General features: G+C 67.0%; 19 protein-coding genes, 2 pseudogenes and 2 riboswitches. Of the genes and pseudogenes, 8 read left to right on the top strand and 13 right to left on the bottom strand.

Going from position 1 to position 19,543, the window contains the following annotated elements; translation table 11 throughout:
- Positions 1 to 2 precede the first annotated feature (2 nt).
- Positions 3 to 115, top strand: a riboswitch (TPP riboswitch).
- From thiO to G6N13_RS10655, 4 genes are all read left to right on the top strand, one after another.
- Entirely contained in the window at positions 110 to 1,117 is a 1,008-nt protein-coding gene (gene thiO / locus G6N13_RS10640; protein WP_163696861.1) for a glycine oxidase ThiO, read from the top strand. (Overlaps the previous riboswitch by 6 nt.)
- A complete protein-coding gene (gene thiS, locus G6N13_RS10645; protein WP_163696863.1) occupies positions 1,114 to 1,311 on the top strand; it encodes a sulfur carrier protein ThiS in 198 nt (65 codons plus the stop codon). The genes thiO and thiS overlap by 4 nt, the downstream gene beginning before the upstream one ends.
- Positions 1,304 to 2,062, top strand: a complete 759-nt coding sequence (thiG, locus tag G6N13_RS10650; RefSeq protein ID WP_163696865.1) for a thiazole synthase — start codon at positions 1,304 to 1,306, stop codon at positions 2,060 to 2,062. Before thiS ends, thiG begins: the two co-directional genes overlap by 8 nt.
- A gap of 7 nt (positions 2,063 to 2,069) precedes the next feature.
- The gene (locus G6N13_RS10655; protein ID WP_179965116.1) at positions 2,070 to 2,837 is read left to right on the top strand and encodes an SGNH/GDSL hydrolase family protein; all 768 of its coding nucleotides are present in this window, start codon (positions 2,070 to 2,072) and stop codon (positions 2,835 to 2,837) included.
- Here the strand turns inward: G6N13_RS10655 and G6N13_RS10660 are convergent.
- Positions 2,828 to 3,529 carry a TIGR03943 family putative permease subunit gene (locus G6N13_RS10660; RefSeq protein WP_163696868.1) on the bottom strand — a complete coding sequence of 234 codons (702 nt, stop codon included), beginning with the start codon at positions 3,527 to 3,529 and terminating at the stop codon, positions 2,828 to 2,830. The two genes, G6N13_RS10655 and G6N13_RS10660, sit on opposite strands and share 10 nt — an antisense overlap.
- On the bottom strand, positions 3,526 to 4,503 hold the full coding sequence (locus tag G6N13_RS10665) for a permease (protein WP_163696870.1): 978 nt from the start codon (positions 4,501 to 4,503) through the stop codon (positions 3,526 to 3,528). The genes G6N13_RS10660 and G6N13_RS10665 overlap by 4 nt, the downstream gene beginning before the upstream one ends.
- A 58-nt stretch (positions 4,504 to 4,561) precedes the next feature.
- Between G6N13_RS10665 and G6N13_RS10670 the strand changes: the two genes are divergently transcribed.
- Positions 4,562 to 6,055, top strand: coding sequence for a M28 family metallopeptidase (locus G6N13_RS10670; protein ID WP_407663891.1), 1,494 nt, complete (start codon positions 4,562 to 4,564; stop codon positions 6,053 to 6,055).
- Between the two features lie 145 nt (positions 6,056 to 6,200).
- Here G6N13_RS10670 and G6N13_RS10675 read toward each other — a convergent pair.
- Positions 6,201 to 7,028: pseudogene (locus G6N13_RS10675) on the bottom strand (APC family permease); the annotation flags it as partial.
- A gap of 95 nt (positions 7,029 to 7,123) precedes the next feature.
- On the opposite strand from G6N13_RS10675, the pseudogene G6N13_RS10680 reads away from it, so the two are divergent.
- Positions 7,124 to 7,291: pseudogene (locus G6N13_RS10680) on the top strand (sterol desaturase family protein); the annotation flags it as partial.
- An 11-nt stretch (positions 7,292 to 7,302) separates the two neighbouring features.
- Here G6N13_RS10680 and G6N13_RS10685 read toward each other — a convergent pair.
- The 5 genes from G6N13_RS10685 to thiC form a co-directional block, all read right to left on the bottom strand.
- Positions 7,303 to 7,563 carry a DoxX-related protein gene (locus G6N13_RS10685; RefSeq protein WP_163696872.1) on the bottom strand — a complete coding sequence of 87 codons (261 nt, stop codon included), beginning with the start codon at positions 7,561 to 7,563 and terminating at the stop codon, positions 7,303 to 7,305.
- 17 nt (positions 7,564 to 7,580) lie between these two features.
- Complete coding sequence (locus tag G6N13_RS10690; RefSeq protein ID WP_163696874.1) at positions 7,581 to 9,059, bottom strand: flavin-containing monooxygenase; 1,479 nt, start codon at positions 9,057 to 9,059, stop codon at positions 7,581 to 7,583.
- A gap of 64 nt (positions 9,060 to 9,123) precedes the next feature.
- Positions 9,124 to 9,759 (bottom strand): alpha/beta hydrolase family protein, encoded by a 636-nt coding sequence (locus tag G6N13_RS10695; protein WP_163696876.1) that lies wholly within the window; start codon positions 9,757 to 9,759, stop codon positions 9,124 to 9,126.
- A gap of 61 nt (positions 9,760 to 9,820) precedes the next feature.
- Complete coding sequence (thiD, locus tag G6N13_RS10700; protein ID WP_163696878.1) at positions 9,821 to 10,654, bottom strand: bifunctional hydroxymethylpyrimidine kinase/phosphomethylpyrimidine kinase; 834 nt, start codon at positions 10,652 to 10,654, stop codon at positions 9,821 to 9,823.
- Positions 10,651 to 12,234, bottom strand: coding sequence for a phosphomethylpyrimidine synthase ThiC (thiC, locus tag G6N13_RS10705; RefSeq protein ID WP_163696880.1), 1,584 nt, complete (start codon positions 12,232 to 12,234; stop codon positions 10,651 to 10,653). Before thiC ends, thiD begins: the two co-directional genes overlap by 4 nt.
- Positions 12,224 to 12,333: riboswitch (TPP riboswitch) on the bottom strand. Its footprint overlaps the gene before it by 11 nt.
- A 224-nt stretch (positions 12,334 to 12,557) precedes the next feature.
- Here thiC and G6N13_RS10710 point away from each other — a divergent pair.
- Positions 12,558 to 14,264 (top strand): MFS transporter, encoded by a 1,707-nt coding sequence (locus G6N13_RS10710; RefSeq protein ID WP_163701981.1) that lies wholly within the window; start codon positions 12,558 to 12,560, stop codon positions 14,262 to 14,264.
- On the opposite strand, the gene G6N13_RS10715 is transcribed toward G6N13_RS10710, so the two are convergent.
- From G6N13_RS10715 to G6N13_RS10730, 5 genes are all read right to left on the bottom strand, one after another.
- Positions 14,221 to 14,601: a hypothetical protein gene (locus G6N13_RS10715; protein ID WP_163696882.1), complete on the bottom strand. Its 381-nt coding sequence runs from the start codon at positions 14,599 to 14,601 to the stop codon at positions 14,221 to 14,223. The genes G6N13_RS10710 and G6N13_RS10715 overlap by 44 nt on opposite strands.
- Before the next feature lie 58 nt (positions 14,602 to 14,659).
- On the bottom strand, positions 14,660 to 14,944 hold the full coding sequence (locus tag G6N13_RS10720; RefSeq protein ID WP_163696884.1) for a hypothetical protein: 285 nt from the start codon (positions 14,942 to 14,944) through the stop codon (positions 14,660 to 14,662).
- A gap of 173 nt (positions 14,945 to 15,117) precedes the next feature.
- Positions 15,118 to 15,267 (bottom strand): hypothetical protein, encoded by a 150-nt coding sequence (locus G6N13_RS26160; protein ID WP_407663921.1) that lies wholly within the window; start codon positions 15,265 to 15,267, stop codon positions 15,118 to 15,120.
- Positions 15,268 to 15,519: 252 nt separating this feature from the next.
- Positions 15,520 to 16,809, bottom strand: coding sequence for an ICP22 family protein (locus G6N13_RS10725; protein ID WP_163696886.1), 1,290 nt, complete (start codon positions 16,807 to 16,809; stop codon positions 15,520 to 15,522).
- 131 nt (positions 16,810 to 16,940) lie between these two features.
- Positions 16,941 to 18,383, bottom strand: a complete 1,443-nt coding sequence (locus tag G6N13_RS10730) for a hypothetical protein (protein WP_163696888.1) — start codon at positions 18,381 to 18,383, stop codon at positions 16,941 to 16,943.
- A gap of 137 nt (positions 18,384 to 18,520) precedes the next feature.
- Here G6N13_RS10730 and G6N13_RS10735 point away from each other — a divergent pair, with 137 nt between their 5' ends.
- A complete protein-coding gene (locus G6N13_RS10735) occupies positions 18,521 to 19,540 on the top strand; it encodes an NADP-dependent oxidoreductase (RefSeq protein ID WP_163696890.1) in 1,020 nt (339 codons plus the stop codon).
- Positions 19,541 to 19,543 lie beyond the last annotated feature (3 nt).

Here is a 19,543-nt window from a genome sequence, read left to right on the forward strand (position 1 = left end):
GTGGGGGTTGGCACGGGAGCCCCGGCAGCGGGGCTGAGAGTGGAGGCGTTACCCCTCCAGACCGTCACCACCTGATCCGGGTCATGCCGGCGAAGGAAGCGAAAGGGATATGTCGAAGGATTCTCTGGCCGTCATCGGGGGCGGCGTCATCGGTCTCGCGGTCGCCCGCCGCGCGGCGCTCGATGGGTTATCGGTGCGAGTACATCGCACTGCCGCGTGGGGTGCGTCCTGGGTGGCCGGCGGCATGCTGGCCCCGCACAGCGAGGGCTGGCCCGGCGAGGAAAAGCTGCTGGCGCTGGGCTTGGAGTCGCTGCGGCTGTGGCACGACGGTTTCCTCGACGGGCTGCCCGTCGAGGTGGTCACCGCACGGCAGTCGCTGGTGGTCGGGGTGGACCGCGCCGACGCCCAAGACCTGCGCACCGTCGCGGACTGGTTGTCGGCCCAGGGGCACCCGGTCACGGTAACGACCACCGCGCGCGACACCGAACCGCTTCTGGCCCAAGGTATCCGGCATGGTTTCCTCGCTGAGGACGAGCTGGCGGTCGACAACCGCAAACTGGTGGCCGCACTGGAGGCGCACTGCGAGCAGCTCGGGGTTCGGTGGGCCGCGCCGGTAGAGCAGCTCGACGGTGCCCGCGACGGTGCGCACACCGTGGTCATCGCCAACGGTATCGACGCGCCCACGCTGTGGCCCGGCCTGCAGGTCCGCCCGGTGAAGGGTGAGGTGCTGCGACTGCGCTGGCGGCGCGGCTGTATGCCGTTGCCGCAGCGCGTGGTTCGAGCCAGGGTGCATGGGCGCTCGGTGTACCTGGTGCCCCGCGCCGACGGTGTGGTGATCGGCGCGACGCAATACGAACGCGGCCGTGACACCGCCCCGACCGTGGCCGGAGTGCGTGAGCTGCTCGACGACGCCTGCGAGGTGATGCCGGCCCTCGGCGAGTACGAACTGGCCGAGAGCGCCGCGGGGTTGCGGCCGATGACCCCGGACAATATGCCGATCGTCGGCCGGCTCGACGAACGCACATTGGTGGCCACCGGACATGGCCGATCGGGATTTCTGTTGGCGCCGTGGACCGCTGAGCGGATCGCCGCCGAGTTGATAGGAGTACGGGCGTGAGGGTGATGGTCAACGACGAGGAGCGCGAAGTTGACGCCGACACCACGGTGTCGCGGCTGCTGGAAACCCTCGGCATTCCGGAGCGCGGTATCGCCGTCGCCGTGAACTGGACGGTTCTGCCTCGTTCGCAATGGAATTCGACAGTGCCCGAGGGGGCTCGGGTCGAAGTGGTGACGGCGGTGCAGGGTGGTTGAGCAGCTGGAGATCGCGGGCCGCACATTCGGCTCGCGGCTGATCCTCGGCACCGGCGGCGCACCGAACCTGACGGTGCTCGAAGAGGCGCTGGTGGCTTCGGGTACCGAGATGACCACGGTGGCCATGCGCCGTGTCGACGCCGAGGGCGGCACCGGTGTGCTGGACCTGCTGGCGCGGTTGGAGATCACGCCGCTGCCCAACACCGCGGGCTGTCGCGGGGCGGCGGAGGCGGTAATGACCGCGCAGCTGGCACGGGAGGCGCTGGGCACCGACTGGGTTAAGCTCGAAGTCATTGCCGACGAGCGAACCCTGCTACCCGATGGGGTCGAATTGGTGCGAGCGGCAGAGCAATTGGTCGACGACGGATTCGTGGTGCTGCCCTATACCAATGATGACCCGGTGCTGGCCCGCCGGCTCGAGGACATCGGCTGCGCGGCGGTGATGCCGTTGGGTTCGCCGATCGGCACCGGGCTGGGCATCGCCAATCCGCACAATATCGAGATGATCTCCGGCGCCGCCGGTGTGCCGGTGATCCTGGACGCCGGGATCGGCACCGCCAGTGACGCCGCGCTGGCCATGGAATTAGGTTGTGATGCTGTGCTTTTGGCGAGTGCGGTGACCCGGGCCGCCGATCCGCCGGCGATGGCCGCCGCGATGGCCGCGGCCGTCACGGCCGGATTGCTGGCCCGGCACGCCGGGCGTATCCCGAAACGGTTCTGGGCGCGGGCATCGAGCCCGAGTCTCGCGTGAGCAGAACGTGACCCGCTATGTCGCGCTGGGTAGTTCGATGGCGGCTGGCCCCGGGATCAGGCCGAGGGCAGCGGGTTCGCCGAGGGCTGCCAGCCGCTCGTCCCGTAACTACCCGCACCTGGCCGCCGAACGCCTTGGCCTCGATCTGGTCGACGTCACCTACTCCGGAGCCACCACGGCCAACGTGCTGCGCGACCCCCAGCGCGGTGCGCCCCCACAGGTCGACGCACTGAACGGCTCGGAGGAGCTGGTCACCGTCACCATCGGCGGAAACGACGTCGGCTACGTCCCGCTGCTGTTCGCCGCGACATTGCCGACGATGTTGCGGGCCACGCCGGTGCTCGGCGAAAAGCTGCGGGCATTCCTGGATCCCGCGGCCCGCGAGGCGGCGCTGAACCAGGTCGGTGCGTCCCTGCGGGAAGTCGGCCAGGTGCTGCGCGAGCGGTCGCCGCTGGCGCGAATCCTGTTCGTGGACTACCTGACTCTGCTACCGCCCGCGGGAACACCCGCGCCGCCGCTGTCCGGGGACATCGCCGAACTGGGCCGTCGGGTCGCACACCGACTGGCCCAGGAGACGTTCGAGGCCGCCCAGGCCACCGGCTGCGAGGTGATCCAGGCCGCCGAGGCGAGCCGCTACCACCACGCTTGGTCGGCCGATCCCTGGACGGTCGGCACCGGGTGGTTGCTGCCGCGCCGGCCTGCACCGTTTCACCCCAACGCCGCCGGCATGCGTGCGGTCGCCGACCTGATCGTGGCGGGGTTTTCTCAGCCGTAGGTGTTGGCGGGCGGGTCGATGCGGGTGATGCTCGATACCTCGAGCGTCGGTATCGACGAGGTGCCCGAATAGGTTTGGCCCGCAGGCACAGTGCCCTCGAGCCGGAGCCAGGTGTTCTCCGCATACGCCGTCGCGCTCGACATCGCCGGCCCGGACAGGTGCAGCCGGGCCAGCTGTGCGTCAGCCGCGCAGCAGATGATCACGATCTTGGCCAGATAGACCTGATCGCCGTCGCGCATGATGAATCCCGTCGTGGTGATCTTCCTGCCGTCCAGACCGCCCACCTTGCCGACCGCGACCCGCATCAGTATCTCGGGTAGCGATACCGCCGGCGCCGCCCCGGGCGGCAGCGGTGGAAACGACCGGGCACCGGTCACGGTCACCGCCGCGGGTGCGGCCGCCCTGGCGCTCAACGCCGGTGGCACTACGAAGATCAGGAGCACCACCGGCAGCACCAGCAGCCAGACGATGCTGTTGCGGTGAACGTGCCCGGCGTGCTCGTGGTGCTGCTCGGCACCCCGGACATCCCGCGCGATCGCGACCAATGCCAGGCCGATCACCACCGCAGACGAGATCGCCAGCCACGGCAGCATCCCCGGTTTGACGTAGCGGGTGTAGGCCCCGGTGACCGTGACCATGACCAGCGCGATCCCGACGATCAACAGCAGCGTGTTCTCGGTTTCGCGCCTCATAGCAGCACCAGCCCCACCGCTGTCGCCAGTACGGTCGCGACCACCAAGGTGACGGGAGCGAACCGCAGTGCGAAGCTCCGCCCGAACAGACCTGCCTGCATGGCAACGAGTTTCACGTCGACGGCCGGGCCGACCACCAGGAACACCAGCCGCGGTATGAGCGGCACCATGGTGAGGCTGGCCGCGACAAAGGCATCGGCTTCCGAGCACAATGCCAGCACGAACGCCAGCAGCGCCATCGTGATCACGCCGATCAGCAGATGACCGGCGACGTGCTCGAACATCCAGGGCGGCACCATAACTCGCAGGGTGGCGGCCGCCGCCGCGCCAATCACCAGGTACGAGCCGGCCTGCAGGAAGTCGTGCCGGGCGGCCTCGGTGAACACCGTCCAGCGGGGCTGGCCGTCACCATCGGCGCGGGGCAGCGTGCGCGTCACCCAGCCAGGCCGTCCCCAGCGTGACCACAGCGCTCCCATCACCACCGCGGTGGCCAGGGAGGCCACGCAGCGGGCCGCCACCATCTCCGGCTGACCGGGGAAGGCCACCGCGGTGGCCACCAGCACCACCGGATTGATCGCCGGCGCGCTGAGCATGAACGTTAACGCCGCAGCGCCCGTCGTCCCACCGCCGAACAGCCGCCGCGCCACCGGAACCGACCCGCATTCGCAGCCCGGCAAGGCGGCGCCGGCCACCCCGGCCACCAGCACCGCCGCGGGCGCTCGCCGGGGCAGCATCCTGGCCAGCAGCTCCGGGGAGACGAAAGCGGCGATCAATCCGCTGATGATCACACCGAGCACCAGAAACGGCACGGCCTGCAAAAACACCCCGGCGAACACCGTGCCTGCGGTGGCCAGCCGCGGATTGTCGGCCACCCCGTCGCGCATCCAGGTGCCCACTAGCGCGCACACCACCAACCCGGCGACCAAGACCTCGGTTGAGGTCACCAGGCGGCGGCGCGGGGCGGTCACAGTCATCGCGCTCAATCGTGCCACCCGAACCTGCGTACATGCCGATGCGGCTAACCTGGGCGCGGTGGAACACAGATACCTGGTAGCTGCCAGGGTGGCCGCCGTAGTCGTTGCCGTGGCGGGATGCAGTCACCCGGCCAAATCTGGGCAGCCAGACACGCCGACGACTCCCGCCGCGCAGTTCGCCGACGGGCTGCGCAAGCAGGTCAGCACCGACGCCATGTACGCCCATCTGCAGAAGCTGCAGGACATCGCCAACGCCAACAACGGCACCCGCGCGGTCGGCACTCCCGGGTTCGATGCCAGCGTCGACTATGTCGCCGGTGTGCTGCGCGCAAAAGGGTTCGACGTGCAGACCCCCGAATTCCAGGCGAGGGTCTTCGAATCCGGCAAGCCGGACTTGCGCGTCGGCGGGACCGGGGTGACCGCCCGCGCGATGGAGTTCAGCCTGGGCACCCCGCCGGAGGGGGTCAGCGGGCCGCTGGTTGCCGCACCGGCTGAGGAGACCCCCGGGTGTGCCCCGGAGGACTACGACGGTCTGCCGGTCAAGGGTGCGGTGGTGCTCGTTGACCGGGGTAGCTGCCCGTTCAAGGACAAGCAGGCGATTGCCGCCAAGCTGGGGGCCGTCGCGCTGGTCGTCGCCGACAACGTCGATGGCCAAATGATGGGCGCCACCCTCGGGGAGGACACCGACGTCAAGCTCCCGGTGGTCGGGGTGACAAAGGCCGACGGCGCGGCGCTGCGGGCGAACCCCGGTGCGACCACACTCAAGCTGGAGGCCAACACCAAGAACGTCAGCGCCCGCAACGTCATCGCCCAGACCAAGACCGGCTCGGCCAGCGACGTCGTGATGGTCGGGGCTCACCTGGACAGCGTCCCGGAAGGCCCGGGTATCAACGACAACGGCTCCGGGGTGGCCGCGGTGCTGGAGACCGCCGTGCAGCTCGGTCCCAATCCTGACGTGAAAAACGCTGTGCGGTTTGCATTCTGGGGTGCTGAAGAACTCGGAACGATCGGATCTAAGAAGTACATCGAGTCGCTGAATGTCGACCAGCTCACGGATATTGCGCTCTATCTCAACTACGACATGATCGGCTCACCCAACCCCGGTTACTTCACCTATGACGGCGACCAATCCACGGCGCCGGGACCGGGCGGCCGGATACCGCGGGTGCCGGAAGGGTCGGCGGGGATCGAGCGGACCTTGGTTGCCTACCTCAAGACGGCCGGAAAGACAGCTCAGGACACGTCATTCGATGGCCGGTCGGACTACGACGCCTTCACCCAGGCCGGGGTGCCCTCGGGCGGGCTGTTCTCCGGGGCCGAGGAGAACAAGACCGCCGATCAGCAGAAGCTGTGGGGCGGCACGGCAGACGCGCCGTTCGATCCGAACTATCACAAGAACACCGACACCCTCGACCACATCGACAAAACCGCGCTGGGCATCCTGGGCGGGGGAGTGGTGTTCTCGGTGGGGCTCTATGCCCAGGACATGGACGGCCGCAACGGTATTCCGCTGCGCGACGACCGCACCCGCCACCTCATCACGGGGCCGTGACTCGGACTCGATGCCGTGATCGCGGGTCGGCTACGACCGCGCGCCCCGCAGCGCGCCGAGCCCTCGCACGCCGTGATAGACGACGAGAGCGGCGATCGAGCCGAGCGCCACTGCTGCGCAACCGATCAATCCAAGCGCTGGCACCGCGTGCCATCGCGAGCGTGGTTCGCGACACCCCCAGAATCAGCGATAGCAGCGAGCCCAACGCCGCCACCGCCGCACCGATGCGGACCACCGGCTCGAAACCGCCGGCCCCGGATGCGCGCACCGCGTCGGCCAATGGTGCTGCGGCCGTTGCCAATCGGTCCGGACCCAGGACGGCCAGCACGGTCACGGCCACTGCCGCATACACGACCAAGGCAAGACCGAGCGCCACGGGAATAGCTCGCGGGATCGTCCGGGCCGGATCGCGTACCTCCTCGCCGAGTGTGGCGATGCGTGCGTACCCGGCGAAGGCGAAGAACAGCAATCCGGCGGCTTGCAATACCCCGAAGATGCTGGCCTCGCCAAGATTCAGGTGATCGGCGTCGACTCGTCCGGAGGTCGCCACGATCGTCACCACGGCAGCCAGCACCGCCAGCACGATGGCGACGATAATGCGGGTCAGCTGTGCCGACTTCTGGATGCCGCGGTAGTTGACGGCGGTCAGAGCGGTAACGGCGGCGACTGCCACGGCATGCGCCTGCGCGGGCCACACGTAGAACCCGACCGTCAGCGCCATCGCCGCACACGATGCGGTCTTGCCGACCACGAAGCTCCAGCCCGCCAGATAGCCCCAGAAATCCCCAAGGCGCGCACGGCCGTAGACATAGGTACCGCCCGACTGTGGGTGGTGGGCTGCCAGCCATGCCGAGGACATCGCGTTGCAGTAGGCGACCGCACCCGCACCCGCCACCGCCAGCCCGACCAGCAGCCACGACCCGGCGGCGGCCGCGGCGGGGGTCAGCGCGACGAAGATGCCGGCTCCGACCATCGAACCGAGTCCGATGATCGCCGCGTCCGCGGTGCCGAGTCGGCGCTGCAGGCTGCTCACCGGCAGGATGTTAGACCGTGACAACGAAATGCGGACTGGTGTGGGTGTGGTTGCCCCGCACGTGCGCCTCCGACGCAGGACGCCGGTTCAGTACCGACGACCTGGGGATGGCGGCCAAACCGCACTATCCCGCGGACTACCTGCAGCAGCTGGCTGAACCCTTCCGCGCTGGCGGGGCCTGCCAATTCGGCAAGGCCCGATAGCGCGGCGCCGATCAGCGATTACGGGCGACGTTGACACCCAGATAGGCGCCGTAGGCCAGCAGCCCGGCCAGCGCCAGCTTGCGGGTCTTGGGGGCAACCAACGCCAACCCGATCACGGTCTCGATGCCGCCATCGATGTAGGTGTGCGTCACGGTGTTGTCCGGAAACGCCGACTTGGTAGCCGATTCGAACAGCTCGGGGCGCACGAAGTGCGACAGCCCGGTGACGGCCACGACCACCCCGGTCAACTTGATCAACGGCTCTGCAGACATCGACGTCCTCTCAGGGTTCAACTGATGCGGTAATCGGACACCGGGTAGGTCGAGGCCTCGCGTACCGCGTTGCGCGTGGACATCGGCCGCAGCAGAGTCGGTTCACCACTGGGATTGAAATAGTACGACCGCGCCGATGCGCAGTTTCCTTGGGTGAACAAAGTGTCCCCGAGTAACTCGGTCATCCGGTCCAGATAACGGGTGTTCGCTTCCTCGGTGACTTCGAATGTGGTTGCCCCACGGCGCTTCAGCTCACCGAAGATCCGGTCCATGTGCCGCATCTGGTATTCCATCGAGTTGAAGAAGTTCAGTCCGAGGAAGGCGTAGGGGCTGGCGAGGCTCAGGAAGTTGGGGAAGTACGGCACCGCAACCCCCTGGTAGGCCTGGAATCGGGTGTCCCGCCACCACTTTCCGAGGTTGCGGCCGTCGCGGCCAATCACCTCGAAGGCCGGAAAGTTGGCCTCCCAGATGTCATAGCCGGTCGCCAGGACCAGGGTGTCGATGGCAGCCTTCGTGCCGTCGTTGGCGACGATGCCGTCCGCCTCGACGTGGTCGATGCCACTGGTCTGCAGGATGACGTGGGGCTTGGTGAACACGCGATAGTACTTGTTGGAAAACGTCGGCCGCTTGCAGCCGAAGTCGTAATCCGGGGTGAGCTTTTCGCGCAGCGCCTTGTCTCGAATGGTGGCGAATCGCCACATCTTGGCCAGGTCGGCGGCGGCGATGGTGACTCGCGGGACATAGCGCAGCACCCCGACGGAGATCATGAACTCGTACAGCCAGTCGGTGACCGCGCGGATAGCCCGCTGGGTTGCCGGCACTCGGACAAAGAGCCGCTGGGCCCGGGCCGAGAACTTGATGTCGACCTTGGGCACCACGTAGATCGGGGTGCGCTGATACACGGTGAGTTCGGCGGCATCCTTGGCCAGCTCTGGGATGAGCTGGACGGCGGTGGCACCGGTGCCGATGATGCCGATCTTCCGGTGCGCCGGCTGGTAATCGTCGTCCCAGTCGGCGGTGTGGATGATCTTGCCTTCGAAGGTGTGGATACCCGGGATCTCCGGGGTGAACGGCTGCGATAGGAACCCGGTCGCGGTGATCAGGTAGCGCGCGGCCAGGGTGTCGCCATCGGCCAGCGTGACGCGCCACAACGTGGCGTCCTCGTCCCAGCGGGCGCTCTCGACCGTCGTGTTGAACCGGATGTGGCGGCGCACATCGTACTTGTCGGCGACATTGTCGGCGTACTGCTTGATCTCGGCTCCGGTGGAGAACAGCCGGTTCCAGTGCGGGTTCGGTTCGAAGAAGTAGGAGTACGTGGTGGTCGGAACGTCGACGGTCAGCCCGGGATAGTGGTTGACGTGCCAGGTGCCGCCCAAGTCGTCCTCGCGGTCCAGCACGACGAAATTGTCGAACCCCAGGCGTTTGAGCTGTATTGCCGCACCGATTCCTGCGAAACCTGCGCCGACGATGATCGCGTCGAGCTGCGTCAATGGCATGCAGCCAGAATAGCGTACCTTACTCGCGAGTAAGGTAAAGCCCTTTGGCCCGAGCCTCCGGGACCTATGTCGCCGAAGGTGGGTCGCTCAGCGCTCGCAGTGCCGCATCGACCGCCAGCGCCGGGACATCGAGTGACGTGGACCCGAGATCGTGGCGCGCCCCGGTGATCTCGACGATCTCGACGGGCCCGGGGATTGCGCGGACTGCGTCGCGAACTTCCTCGATGCTGCCGAACGGGTCGGAGGCGCCATGAGTGAACACGGTCGAGACGGTGATGGCGCCGAAGTGTTCGGTGCGCAGCCGGTCGGGCTTGCCGGGCGGATGCAGCGGATACGAGAACAGGGTCAGCAGGTCGACGAGCTCGGGGTGCTCGGCGGCGACCATCGAGGTCTGCCTGCCACCGTAGGAATGTCCGCCCGCGATCACCGGACCGTGGGCTAGCGTGCGGGCCAGCGTGAGCGCCTCGACGATGCCGTCACGGTCGCCGGCCGCCGATCCCGACGGTGGCCCCTTCGGGCGACGCCGCCGGTACGGCAGGTTGTAGCGCACCGCCAGCCAGCCGCGGGCTGCCCACTCAGCGCAGATCCGGATCACCAGCGGGGACTCCCGGCTGCCGCCGGCCCCGTGGGTCAGCATCACGACACCTGCCGGTGGGCCCGCCGGCAGGTGAGCGACGCCGGCGATGTCATCGAGGCTCACGCGGCTCCCTCGCAGGCTCGGGTGCCGCATGCCCGCTGTTGATTCGCTCCGCGAGCGTCGCTCATGCCTGCAACCGGAACAGCGCTGATACCGGGCCGTGGCCGGCGCCCAGCGGATAGGCCGCCCGCAGGCATTCGGTGACCCAGGCCTTGCCGAAGGCCACCGCCTCGGGCATCGAATACCCGTGTGCCAGCGCGCATGCGGTGGCCGCCGCCAGTGTGTCGCCGGCGCCGTGGTCGTGGCCGGTGTCCACCCGAGGCGCGTCGAACTCGTAGAACTCGGTGCCGTCGTAGAGCAGGTCGGGACTGTGCGCCGAACCCCGCAGATGTCCGCCCTTCACCAGTGCCCACTGCGGGCCCAGTGCATGCAGCGCCTTGGCGGCGTGGCGCTGGGTCTGCTCGTCGACCACCTCGATGCCGACCAGCAGCCGCACCTCGTCAAGGTTGGGGGTGACCAGACTGGCCAGCGGGAACAGCTCGGTACGCAGGGTGCCCAGCGCCGAGGAATGCAACAGCGGGTCGCCGTGCATCGAGGCGCACACCGGGTCGACGACGAACGGGGTGCCGGCCAGCCCGAGGTCGCGCCAGGTCCCCGCGACCGTCTCGATGATCTCCGAGGAGGCCAGCATGCCGGTCTTGGCTGCCTGCACGCCGATATCAGTGACCACCGCTTCGATCTGGCCAGCGATCACGTCCGTTGGGATCTCATGAAAACCCTTGACGCCCAGCGAATTCTGCACGGTGACCGCGGTGATGGCGACCATTGAGTGCACCCCGAGTAGCGCGAAGGTGCGCATATCGGCCTGGATGCCCGCGCCGCCGCCGGAGTCGGAGCCGGCGATGGTCAGGACTCGCGGCGGGGTCTGGCCCGGCGGTGTCAGCGGCAGGAAATTCACGGCACTGAGTTTTCCAGAGGGATGTACACCCGGTTGCCGTGAGCGGCGAACTCCTCGGATTTGGCGGCCATCGCGTCGCGAATGTCCTGCGTGATGCGCATGGAGCAGAACTTCGGTCCGCACATCGAGCAGAAGTGTGCGGTCTTGGCGGGTTCGGCGGGCAGCGTCTCGTCGTGGAACTCACGCGCGGTGTCGGGATCCAGCGACAGGGCGAACTGGTCGTGCCACCGGAAATCGAACCGGGCCCGAGACAGCGCGTCGTCGCGTTCCTGCGCACGCGGGTGGCCCTTGGCCAGGTCGGCGGCATGGGCGGCGATCTTGTAGGCGATCACGCCGTCCTTGACGTCCTTGCGGTTGGGCAGCCCGAGGTGCTCCTTAGGGGTGACATAACACAACATCGCGGTGCCAGCCTGGGCGATGATCGCCGCGCCGATCGCCGACGTGATGTGGTCGTAGCCGGGGGCGATATCGGTGGCCAGGGGCCCCAGCGTGTAGAACGGGGCCTCCTCGCACAGCTCTTCCTCGAGACGAACGTTCTCGACGATCTTATGCATCGGCACATGGCCGGGTCCTTCGATCATCACTTGCACCCCAGCGGCTTTGGCGACTTTCGTCAGCTCGCCCAGGGTGGCCAGTTCGGCGAATTGAGCCGCATCGTTGGCGTCGGCGATCGATCCGGGTCGCAGACCGTCGCCCAGTGAGAAGGTGACGTCATAGCGGGCGAGGATCGTGCAGAGTTCCTCGAAGTTGGTGTACAGAAACGACTCTCGGTGATGGGCCAGGCACCAGGCGGCCATGATGGAACCGCCGCGGCTGACGATTCCGGTGACCCGCTTGACGGTCAGCGGGATGTGCCGCATTAGGACGCCGGCGTGCACCGTCATGTAGTCCACGCCCTGCTCACACTGCTCGATCACGGTGTCGCGGTAGATTTCCCAGCTCATCTGGGTCGGGTCGCCCTTGACCTTTTCCAGTGCCTGATACATCGGCACGGTGCCGACCGGCACGGGCGAGTTGCGCAGAATCCACTCCCGCGTGGCATGGATGTCGGCGCCGGTGGATAGGTCCATGATGGTGTCGGCGCCCCACCGGGTGGCCCACACCATCTTGTCGACCTCCTCGCCGATCGACGACGTGACCGCCGAATTGCCGATATTGGCATTGACTTTCACCGCGAAGGCCTTGCCGATGATCATCGGCTCGCTCTCCGGGTGGCGGTGGTTGGCGGGAATCACGGCACGGCCGCGCGCCACCTCGTCGCGCACGAGATCCGCCGGTACTCCCTCCCTGACCGCAATGAACGCCATCTCGGCGGTGATCTCACCGGCGCGGGCCCGTTGCAATTGGGTGCCGCGGTCGGCGACCACCCCCGGTCGCGCGGGCAGCCCGGCGTGCAGGTCGATCACCGCATGCGCATCCGTGTAGGGACCCGAGGTGTCGTAGAGGTCCAGGTATTCGTCGCCGGCCAAGCCAACTCGGCGAAACGGCACCCGGGCACCGTCGTCGAGATCGCGGTAGATCTTCGTGCTGCCGGCGATCGGCCCGGTGGTGACGATGGGTTCGACAATGAGATCAGCCATATTCACTCCCTACGCCGGCATTACCCGGACAGGTTCTACGGTCGACGGCCCTAGCCGTCCTCTCAGCGCACTCGCGTGTGCGCTCCCGTGTGGTTGTTGTTCCAGCGCCACAGTAGACCTTCTCCCGCCGAGCGTCACACCAGAGTCGCGTTCGGGACCGGGAATACCGATTGGCCCTACTTGATTTGTATAGCTAACATATGTGTTATTGCGCCGGCAGGCGCTCATTGCCATTTGCTAGACGATCGCATACGAAACGAGAGTCGCCTGTGTCGACCGACCTTGATCCCGCGCTGGCAGAAACCGACCGGCGGCGACGCCGGATGGACCACGATCACCCCCACTACAAGTGGGTGGTGCTGTCCAACGCCACGCTGGGCATCCTGCTGGCCTCGATCAACGCCTCGATCGTCCTGATCTCGCTGCCCGCCATCTTCCGCGGTATCGGCCTCAACCCGCTGGCCCCCGGCAACGTCAGCTACCTGCTCTGGATGCTGATGGGCTACCTGGTGGTGACCGCCGTGCTGGTGGTGCCGTTCGGCCGGCTCGGCGACATGTATGGCCGGGTGAAGATCTACAACATCGGCTTCGTCGTCTTCACATTGGCGGCCGTAGCGCTGTCGTTCGACCCGTTCCACCTCGACGGCGGGGCGATCTGGCTGATCGTCTGGCGGGTGATTCAGGGCGTCGGCGGCGCAATGCTGATGTCCTCGTCTTCGGCCATCCTCACCGATGCGTTCCCCGCCAACCAGCGCGGTATGGCGCTGGGTGTCAACATGGTCGCGGCGGTGGCCGGCTCGTTCCTGGGCCTGCTCATCGGCGGCGTGCTCTCCGAGATCCACTGGCAGGCCATCTTCTGGGTGGGTGTACCGATCGGCATCATCGGCACCATCTGGAGCGTGCGCTCCCTGAGGGAACTGGGCGTTCGCAGCCCCGGCCGCGTCGACTGGGCGGGCACCGTCACGTTCGGAGTCGGGCTCACGGTGCTGCTCATCGGGATCACCTACGGCATTCAGCCCTACGGCGACTCGACGACCGGCTGGACCAGCCCGATGGTGCTGGGGTCAATCATCGGCGGCCTAGTGCTTCTGGTGGCCTTCTGTTTCATCGAGCTCAAGGTCGCGCAGCCGATGGTCGATATCCGACTGTTCCGGTCGGCGTCCTTCGGGATGGGTAATCTCGCTGGACTGATGTCGTCGGTGGGCCGCGGTGGCCTCCAGTTCATGCTGATCATCTGGCTGCAGGGCATCTGGCTTCCGTTGCACGGCTACAGTTTTGAATCCACACCACTGTGGGCCGGTATCTATCTACTGCCGGCCACCTTCGGCTTCCTGGCCGCCGCGCCCATCGCCGGTTCGTTAGCCGACCGCTTCGGTGCGCGACCGTTCACCGTTGCCGGCATGTTGTTGATGGCGGCGACCTTCGTTGCGCTGCTGGCGATTCCGGTGAATTTCAACTATTGGGTCTTTGCGGTTCTGGTATTCCTCAACGGTCTCGGCGGCGGTATCTTCACCGCGCCCAACACCGCGGCAATCATGTCCAGCGTCCCGGCCGCCCAGCGGGGCGCCGCCTCCGGGGTACGTGCGACGTTCTTCAACGCCGGCAACTCGCTGTCGATCGGAATCTTCTTCTCGCTGATGATCGTCGGGCTGGCCCACACTCTGCCCGACGCGATGAGCAAGGGCCTCCAGGCCCAGGGTATTTCGGCCGCGGTCGCCCACGACGTCGCTAATCTGCCACCGGTGGGCAGCCTGTTCGCGGCCTTCCTGGGCTACAACCCGATCGCCGAGCTACTGGCACCCTACAACGCACTGCACCAGCCGGGTGTGAACGCCGATGTGCTGACCGGGCAGACGTTCTTCCCGAACCTGATTATGGAGCCGTTCCATTCCGGGCTGGTGGTGGTGTTCGGTGCTGCCGCGCTGATGATGGTGATCGGCGCGATCGCGTCACTGTTCAACCCCGGCCGCTACGCCGCCGACGCGGTCACCGAGGCCCAGGAGCCCGCGCAGGCGACGGCCGCCGAGTAGCGACCGGCGGCGCGGTGCCCTCGGCAACCCAGCGGTGTAGCCGTCCGGCGGTGCGCCACATCGCGGCCTGCATCTCGTCGGGGCCCAGCTCTTCCTGGGCGCACGCCTTGAGCCGATCGGATACCCGAACTAGGGTGACCGCTCCCACGCGGGCGGTGCGATCGCGCGAGGCCCGCATGCTCTCCGAGATCACCTCGCGCAGTTCAATGAGGTCGCTCACTACCCGTGCACCGCCGGCGGGCCGTTCCCGGCGATAGATCTCGATGAGTGCGTCGTTGCACGTCACCGTCTGGTGTGCAGTGCTTTTGGGAATCAGGATGTCGATGTCCGAACTCACCGGCTCAGCCCAGCACCGCCGCGCGAACAGACCATGACGAGCCGAGAACGGCTCGGGTTCACCAATCCGAACGGCCGACCAGAATGAGATCGTGAAGCGCGAACGCCGGCACGGCGAGCGCGTCCGACAGTTGTGCGGCATAAGACCGGGCGATGTGGGGCCCGTCGCGCTGCTCATCGAAATCCCCGGTCAAGTCGACCGCGACCCGGCAGCCGAGCGTGTCGCCGGCCTCGACGACGTCGACGCGTAAGACCCCGGCGGGCATCGGCAACTTTTTGGCAGCGGCACGCACGTGCTCGACGGATACTGCCCAATCGACGTAAACCGACACGAACGAACCCATCCGACGATGGTGGTTTCGGTTACGGGCGATCGCCAGTCGAATCGCCCAATGTTCACCTAGCGGTCACCAGGTTCACTTGCTCTTGAACGACGTCTGTAGCAGGCGAGCGTCCATGTGGCTGGGTGCGACACCGGTGGTGGAGTAGAGGCACACCGCGGCACCGAGGGGGATGGTCACCAAGAGCGGCAGTATGAACAGGACGGAGATGAGGCCGAGTCCGCCTGAACCGGCCAGGATTCACCCCACGTCCGCCGCAGGATTCCCGACGAACGCTTGCCGGCGTTGATAGGACCGACGCCCTCAGTGGCGCGGACCCCAACCACGGGATACGTGGTGCCCCGCCAGATTCCGCTGAACGTGGCAGTGATCAATGACCAGCCTAGGATCCGCGGCAGGCGCTTGCCGGCGGCGGCGAATCCCGAACGGATTGTGGGAATCTAGCCGGAGAAACCTTGCAGCGCGCAACTGATCAGCGCGGCGTTGCAGAACACGATGACGAATGTGCACAGGAAGTACCACACGCCTTCAGGACTGACCAACTCGCGCCGGCCATGCGCCGACCGCGGCTCAACGACTCAAACATGGTATTTGTCCACCCCATTCGCGGTTCGCCTGCGCTTGGGCATGACGATGAGGGTGATCGCCGTGGCGAGTGCCAGCACCCCGACGATCCCGACGATGAGAACAGTCCGATGTCGGCTGAACCAGGACGCGGTGGACTTCTCGGATGAGACGAGCCTGATGTTGTAGCCCGGCAGCGGATCCTGGCCGGGACGTTTCACGCCGGGCAGCAGTTGGGTTTCGGTGATCACGAACAGCGCCTCGCCCTCAGCGCTCTTCGTCCACGCACCCCACGCCGGGACCTCCCCGTCGAGGAGGACTTTCGTGGTGTCCTTCGCGTCGTGATCCTTACCGAGGTCGGTCAGCGAACTGACCCGAAACGGGTCGGAGGTGCCGCTGCTGTACTTGATCTGGACCAAGACATTCTTGGTCGAGTTCAGCCGCGCCGGCTTCTGCGGTGGGGCCTGGCCAGGTGCCGGCTGGAAGCCGCCGCCGGAGAAGCTGCCCACCGCAATGTTGGTCGGCGGTCCCGATGCGGGTTTGGTGGCCGCGGTGAAGCTGTACACACCTCCGTTGGGGACGTCGATGACGGCGCGCTGCATCGGCGGCACGGTGAAGACCTGGGGTCCGCCGGCGTAGTCGTAGATGACCTGCAGGGGGATCCGGTAGGGATTGGTGAAGACCGGACGGTAGTAGGTGTCATACGACACCCAGCTCGAATTCCACTGCGACACCGGACTGCTCAACGTGACCGCAGTGCTCACCGTCGACGTGGATACCACCGTCGAGGTCAGCGACTCCTGATAGGTGCTGACCTCTTGGCTGGAATTCGTTGTGCTTGCCCGGGTTGTCTCGGAGGAGGCGGCCGCCGTGACGTCGGGTTCCGGTGCGTCGAGTTCAGTCGGCTGCATAGTGCCGCCGGCCGGTGGGGCTTCCTGGGTGCCGCCACTGAGGCCGGGGGTGCCGGCACTGTCGCCTGGGGATTCCGGTGTGCCGCCGCCCTGGCCGGGTGATTCGGGCGCGCTGTCCTGGCCGGGGAGGTCGTGCCCACCGCCGGTGTCGCCCGGGACTTCCCGAGCGCCGCCGCCCTGGTCGGGATTCTCCTGCCCATCCTCGCCGCTCCCCGGGGCTTCCTGCGCACCCCCGCTGTCGTTGCCCCCGCCGTCGTAGCTGCTGCCGCTGTCGTCGTCGTAGGGATCGGCGGCACTGACCGGTACTCCGGCGAACAACGATGCCAGCGACACCGTGAGCGCGGCGGTGACGGTTGCAACTTTGCGCGGCCTCGCGGCGGTTTCGGTGCGCATTCATTCCTCCCGAACGACGCGGCCTCGCGGGCCCTGGCTTCGGAAATCAAAGCACTTCATCGGTCAATTTGGAAGGTTGCTGCCGTCGGGATACCGCCCGGTCGCAGCCGAAACGTCAGCGGCTGAAGGACTCACCCACTCGCGGGCCCACCCGTCCGTCGGCGCCTGATCACCAGCGCGCCGCCGACACCGGCGAGCACCACCACACCGGCCGCGACTCCGCCGCCGACCAGGATGGTGCGGTGCCGCTGAGTCCAGGATGCGGGCTGTTGGGCGGCAACAAGTTTGATGTTGTAGCCCGGTAGCGGGTTCTGGCCAGGCGGGTCGATGCCCGGGAGCAACTGCGTCCGGGAAATCTGGAACAACTTCTCGCCCTTGTCGTCCTGGGACCATTTGCCCCAGGCCGGAATCTCGCCGTCCAGAAGGACTCTCGTGGTGTTGCCGACAGCGGGATCGTTGCCGAGGTCGGTCAGTGAGCGCACCCGGAACGGCACGGAGTTGCCCTGGTCGAAAGTGATCTGGACGAGAGCGTTCTTGGTGATATTGAGCGGAGCCGGCTTCTGCGGGGGAGCTTGTCCGGGTGCCGGCTTGAACCCGCCGCCGGAGAAACTGCCTACCGAGATGTTGGTCGGCGGGTTCGAACCCTGTTGGGTCGACGCCGTGAAGCTGTAGACGCCGGGTCCGGGTGTGTCGATCACGCCGCGCTGCAGCGGCGGGACGGTGAACGTCCGGGGGGAGCCCCCATCGTCGTAGACCACCTGCATCGGGGACCGGTAGGGGTTGGCGAAGACCGGTCGGTAGTACCGGTCGTACGCGGTCCACTTCGAGTTCCACTTCATGACCGGGCTGCTCAGCCGGTTGCCGCGCTGGGACCCGGTGGTGGGCCGGGATGCTGCGGCTTTGACTTTGTTGCCGTAGGAGCGAGCGCCCTTTCGGGTGGTCTTCGGGCCGACCACCCGGCCGCGACGGGCCGCGGTGCTGTCCGGGCTGTCAGCGGTGTCCGGCTTCGGCTCCGCGTCGGGCTCGTCGTCCGGGCTCTCGGTGCCGGATGGCTGCTCGTCGGGGCTTTCGGTGGCCGAGGGCTGCCCGTCGGGGCTTTCGGTGGCCGAGGGCTGCCCGTCGGGGCTTTCGGTGGCCGAGGGCTGCTCCTCGGGGCCGCCGGACGGCTCATGAGTTCCGCTGCCGGGCTCCTCAGTTTGCCCGCCGGGCTCTTCGCCGGTGGGTTGCGGCGCGTTGTCCGGCTCTTGTGCGTTCTCGCCGGGAGATTCCGGCGAGTCCTCGTCGGAGGGATCGTCAGTATCGGGGGTGTCATCCATACCGCCGTCATCGACGTCGCCGGGGTCTTCAACGCCCGGGTCGTCGTAGTAGCCGCCGTCGTCGTAACCGCCACCATCGTCGTAGCTGCTGCCGCCGTCGCCATCGTCAGGATCGGCGGCACTCACCGGGATCCCGGTGAACAACGCCGATAACGACACGGCGACAGCTGCGGCGAAAGCCGCAGGCTTGTAATAGAACGATGCGGTGGCGCGGTGCACCAAGACCTCCCCGGGGATGCCACGGGCCAACCATGACATTGCGATCAAACCATCCTGGGCACCGAAATGGGAACCCTTAGCCGTTTGCTGGAGGGTAGCGGACTGGTATGGGGTCCTACCGCGGTTTGTCTCAACTGGGCTTCACACCAGCGCCGGTTTCGGTAGCTTCACTGACCGTGCCCGCGTTGACGAACCGCCAGATCCTGCTGCGCCGCCGCCCGTCGGGTCTGGTGCAACCCGCCGACACCGAATTGGCTACCGGGACCGCACCCGAGCTTGCCGAGGGGCAGGCGCTGCTACGCACCACCTACGTCGGCCTGGACGCCGCCGTCCGCACCTGGCTCGACGACCAGCCAAGCTATCTGCCGCCGGTTCAGCTCGGCGAGGTGATCCGCGCCGCCGGGATCGGCGAGGTGGTCGAAACCCGATGTGAGGCGTTCACCGTTGGCCAGATCGTCACCACGCTGACCGGGTTTCAGGAGTACGCCGTCATTCGTGACGACCTCTTCAGCACGCCCATTCCCGGTGAAACCGATCAGCTGGCCATCATGAGCGTGTACGGTCCGACCGGCGCCACAGCATATTTCGGGATGACCGATATCGGCCGCCCCCAAGAGGGGGAGACGGTTGTGGTGTCGGCGGCCGCCGGCGCCACCGGTTCGGTGGCCGGGCAGATCGCCAAGATCGCCGGTGCCCGGGTCGTGGGCATCGCAGGGGGGCCGGACAAATGCCGGGCGGTGGTGGAGGACTTCGGTTTCGACGCCTGCATCGACTATAAGGACGACAACGTCGCCGCGGCCCTGAAACAGCACTGCCCCAAGGGCGTCAACGTGTACTTCGACAATGTCGGCGGCCCGATCCTGAACGCGGTGCTGGGCCGGCTGGCACCCAAGGCGCGGGTGGTGCTGTGCGGTGTCATCTCCAGCTACCTGACCGGTGAGCATCCCGGTCCGGCCAACTACGTCAACCTGCTCGCCAAAACCGCCTCGATGCAAGGCTTCAACGCGCTGGACATGTGGGGCCGCTTCGACGAGGCGTTCGCCGATCTGCGTCGCTGGGAGTCCGAGGGCAAGCTGGTGCACCGTGAGACGGTGTTCGACGGACTCGAATCCTGTGTCGATGCGCTCAACGGTCTGTTCACCGGCGCCAACATCGGCAAGATGCTGGTGAAGGTCAGCGAGCCGTCAAAAGTCTGAGCG

This window comes from Mycolicibacterium sarraceniae (assembly GCF_010731875.1).
In the GTDB taxonomy this organism is placed as follows: domain Bacteria; phylum Actinomycetota; class Actinomycetes; order Mycobacteriales; family Mycobacteriaceae; genus Mycobacterium; species Mycobacterium sarraceniae.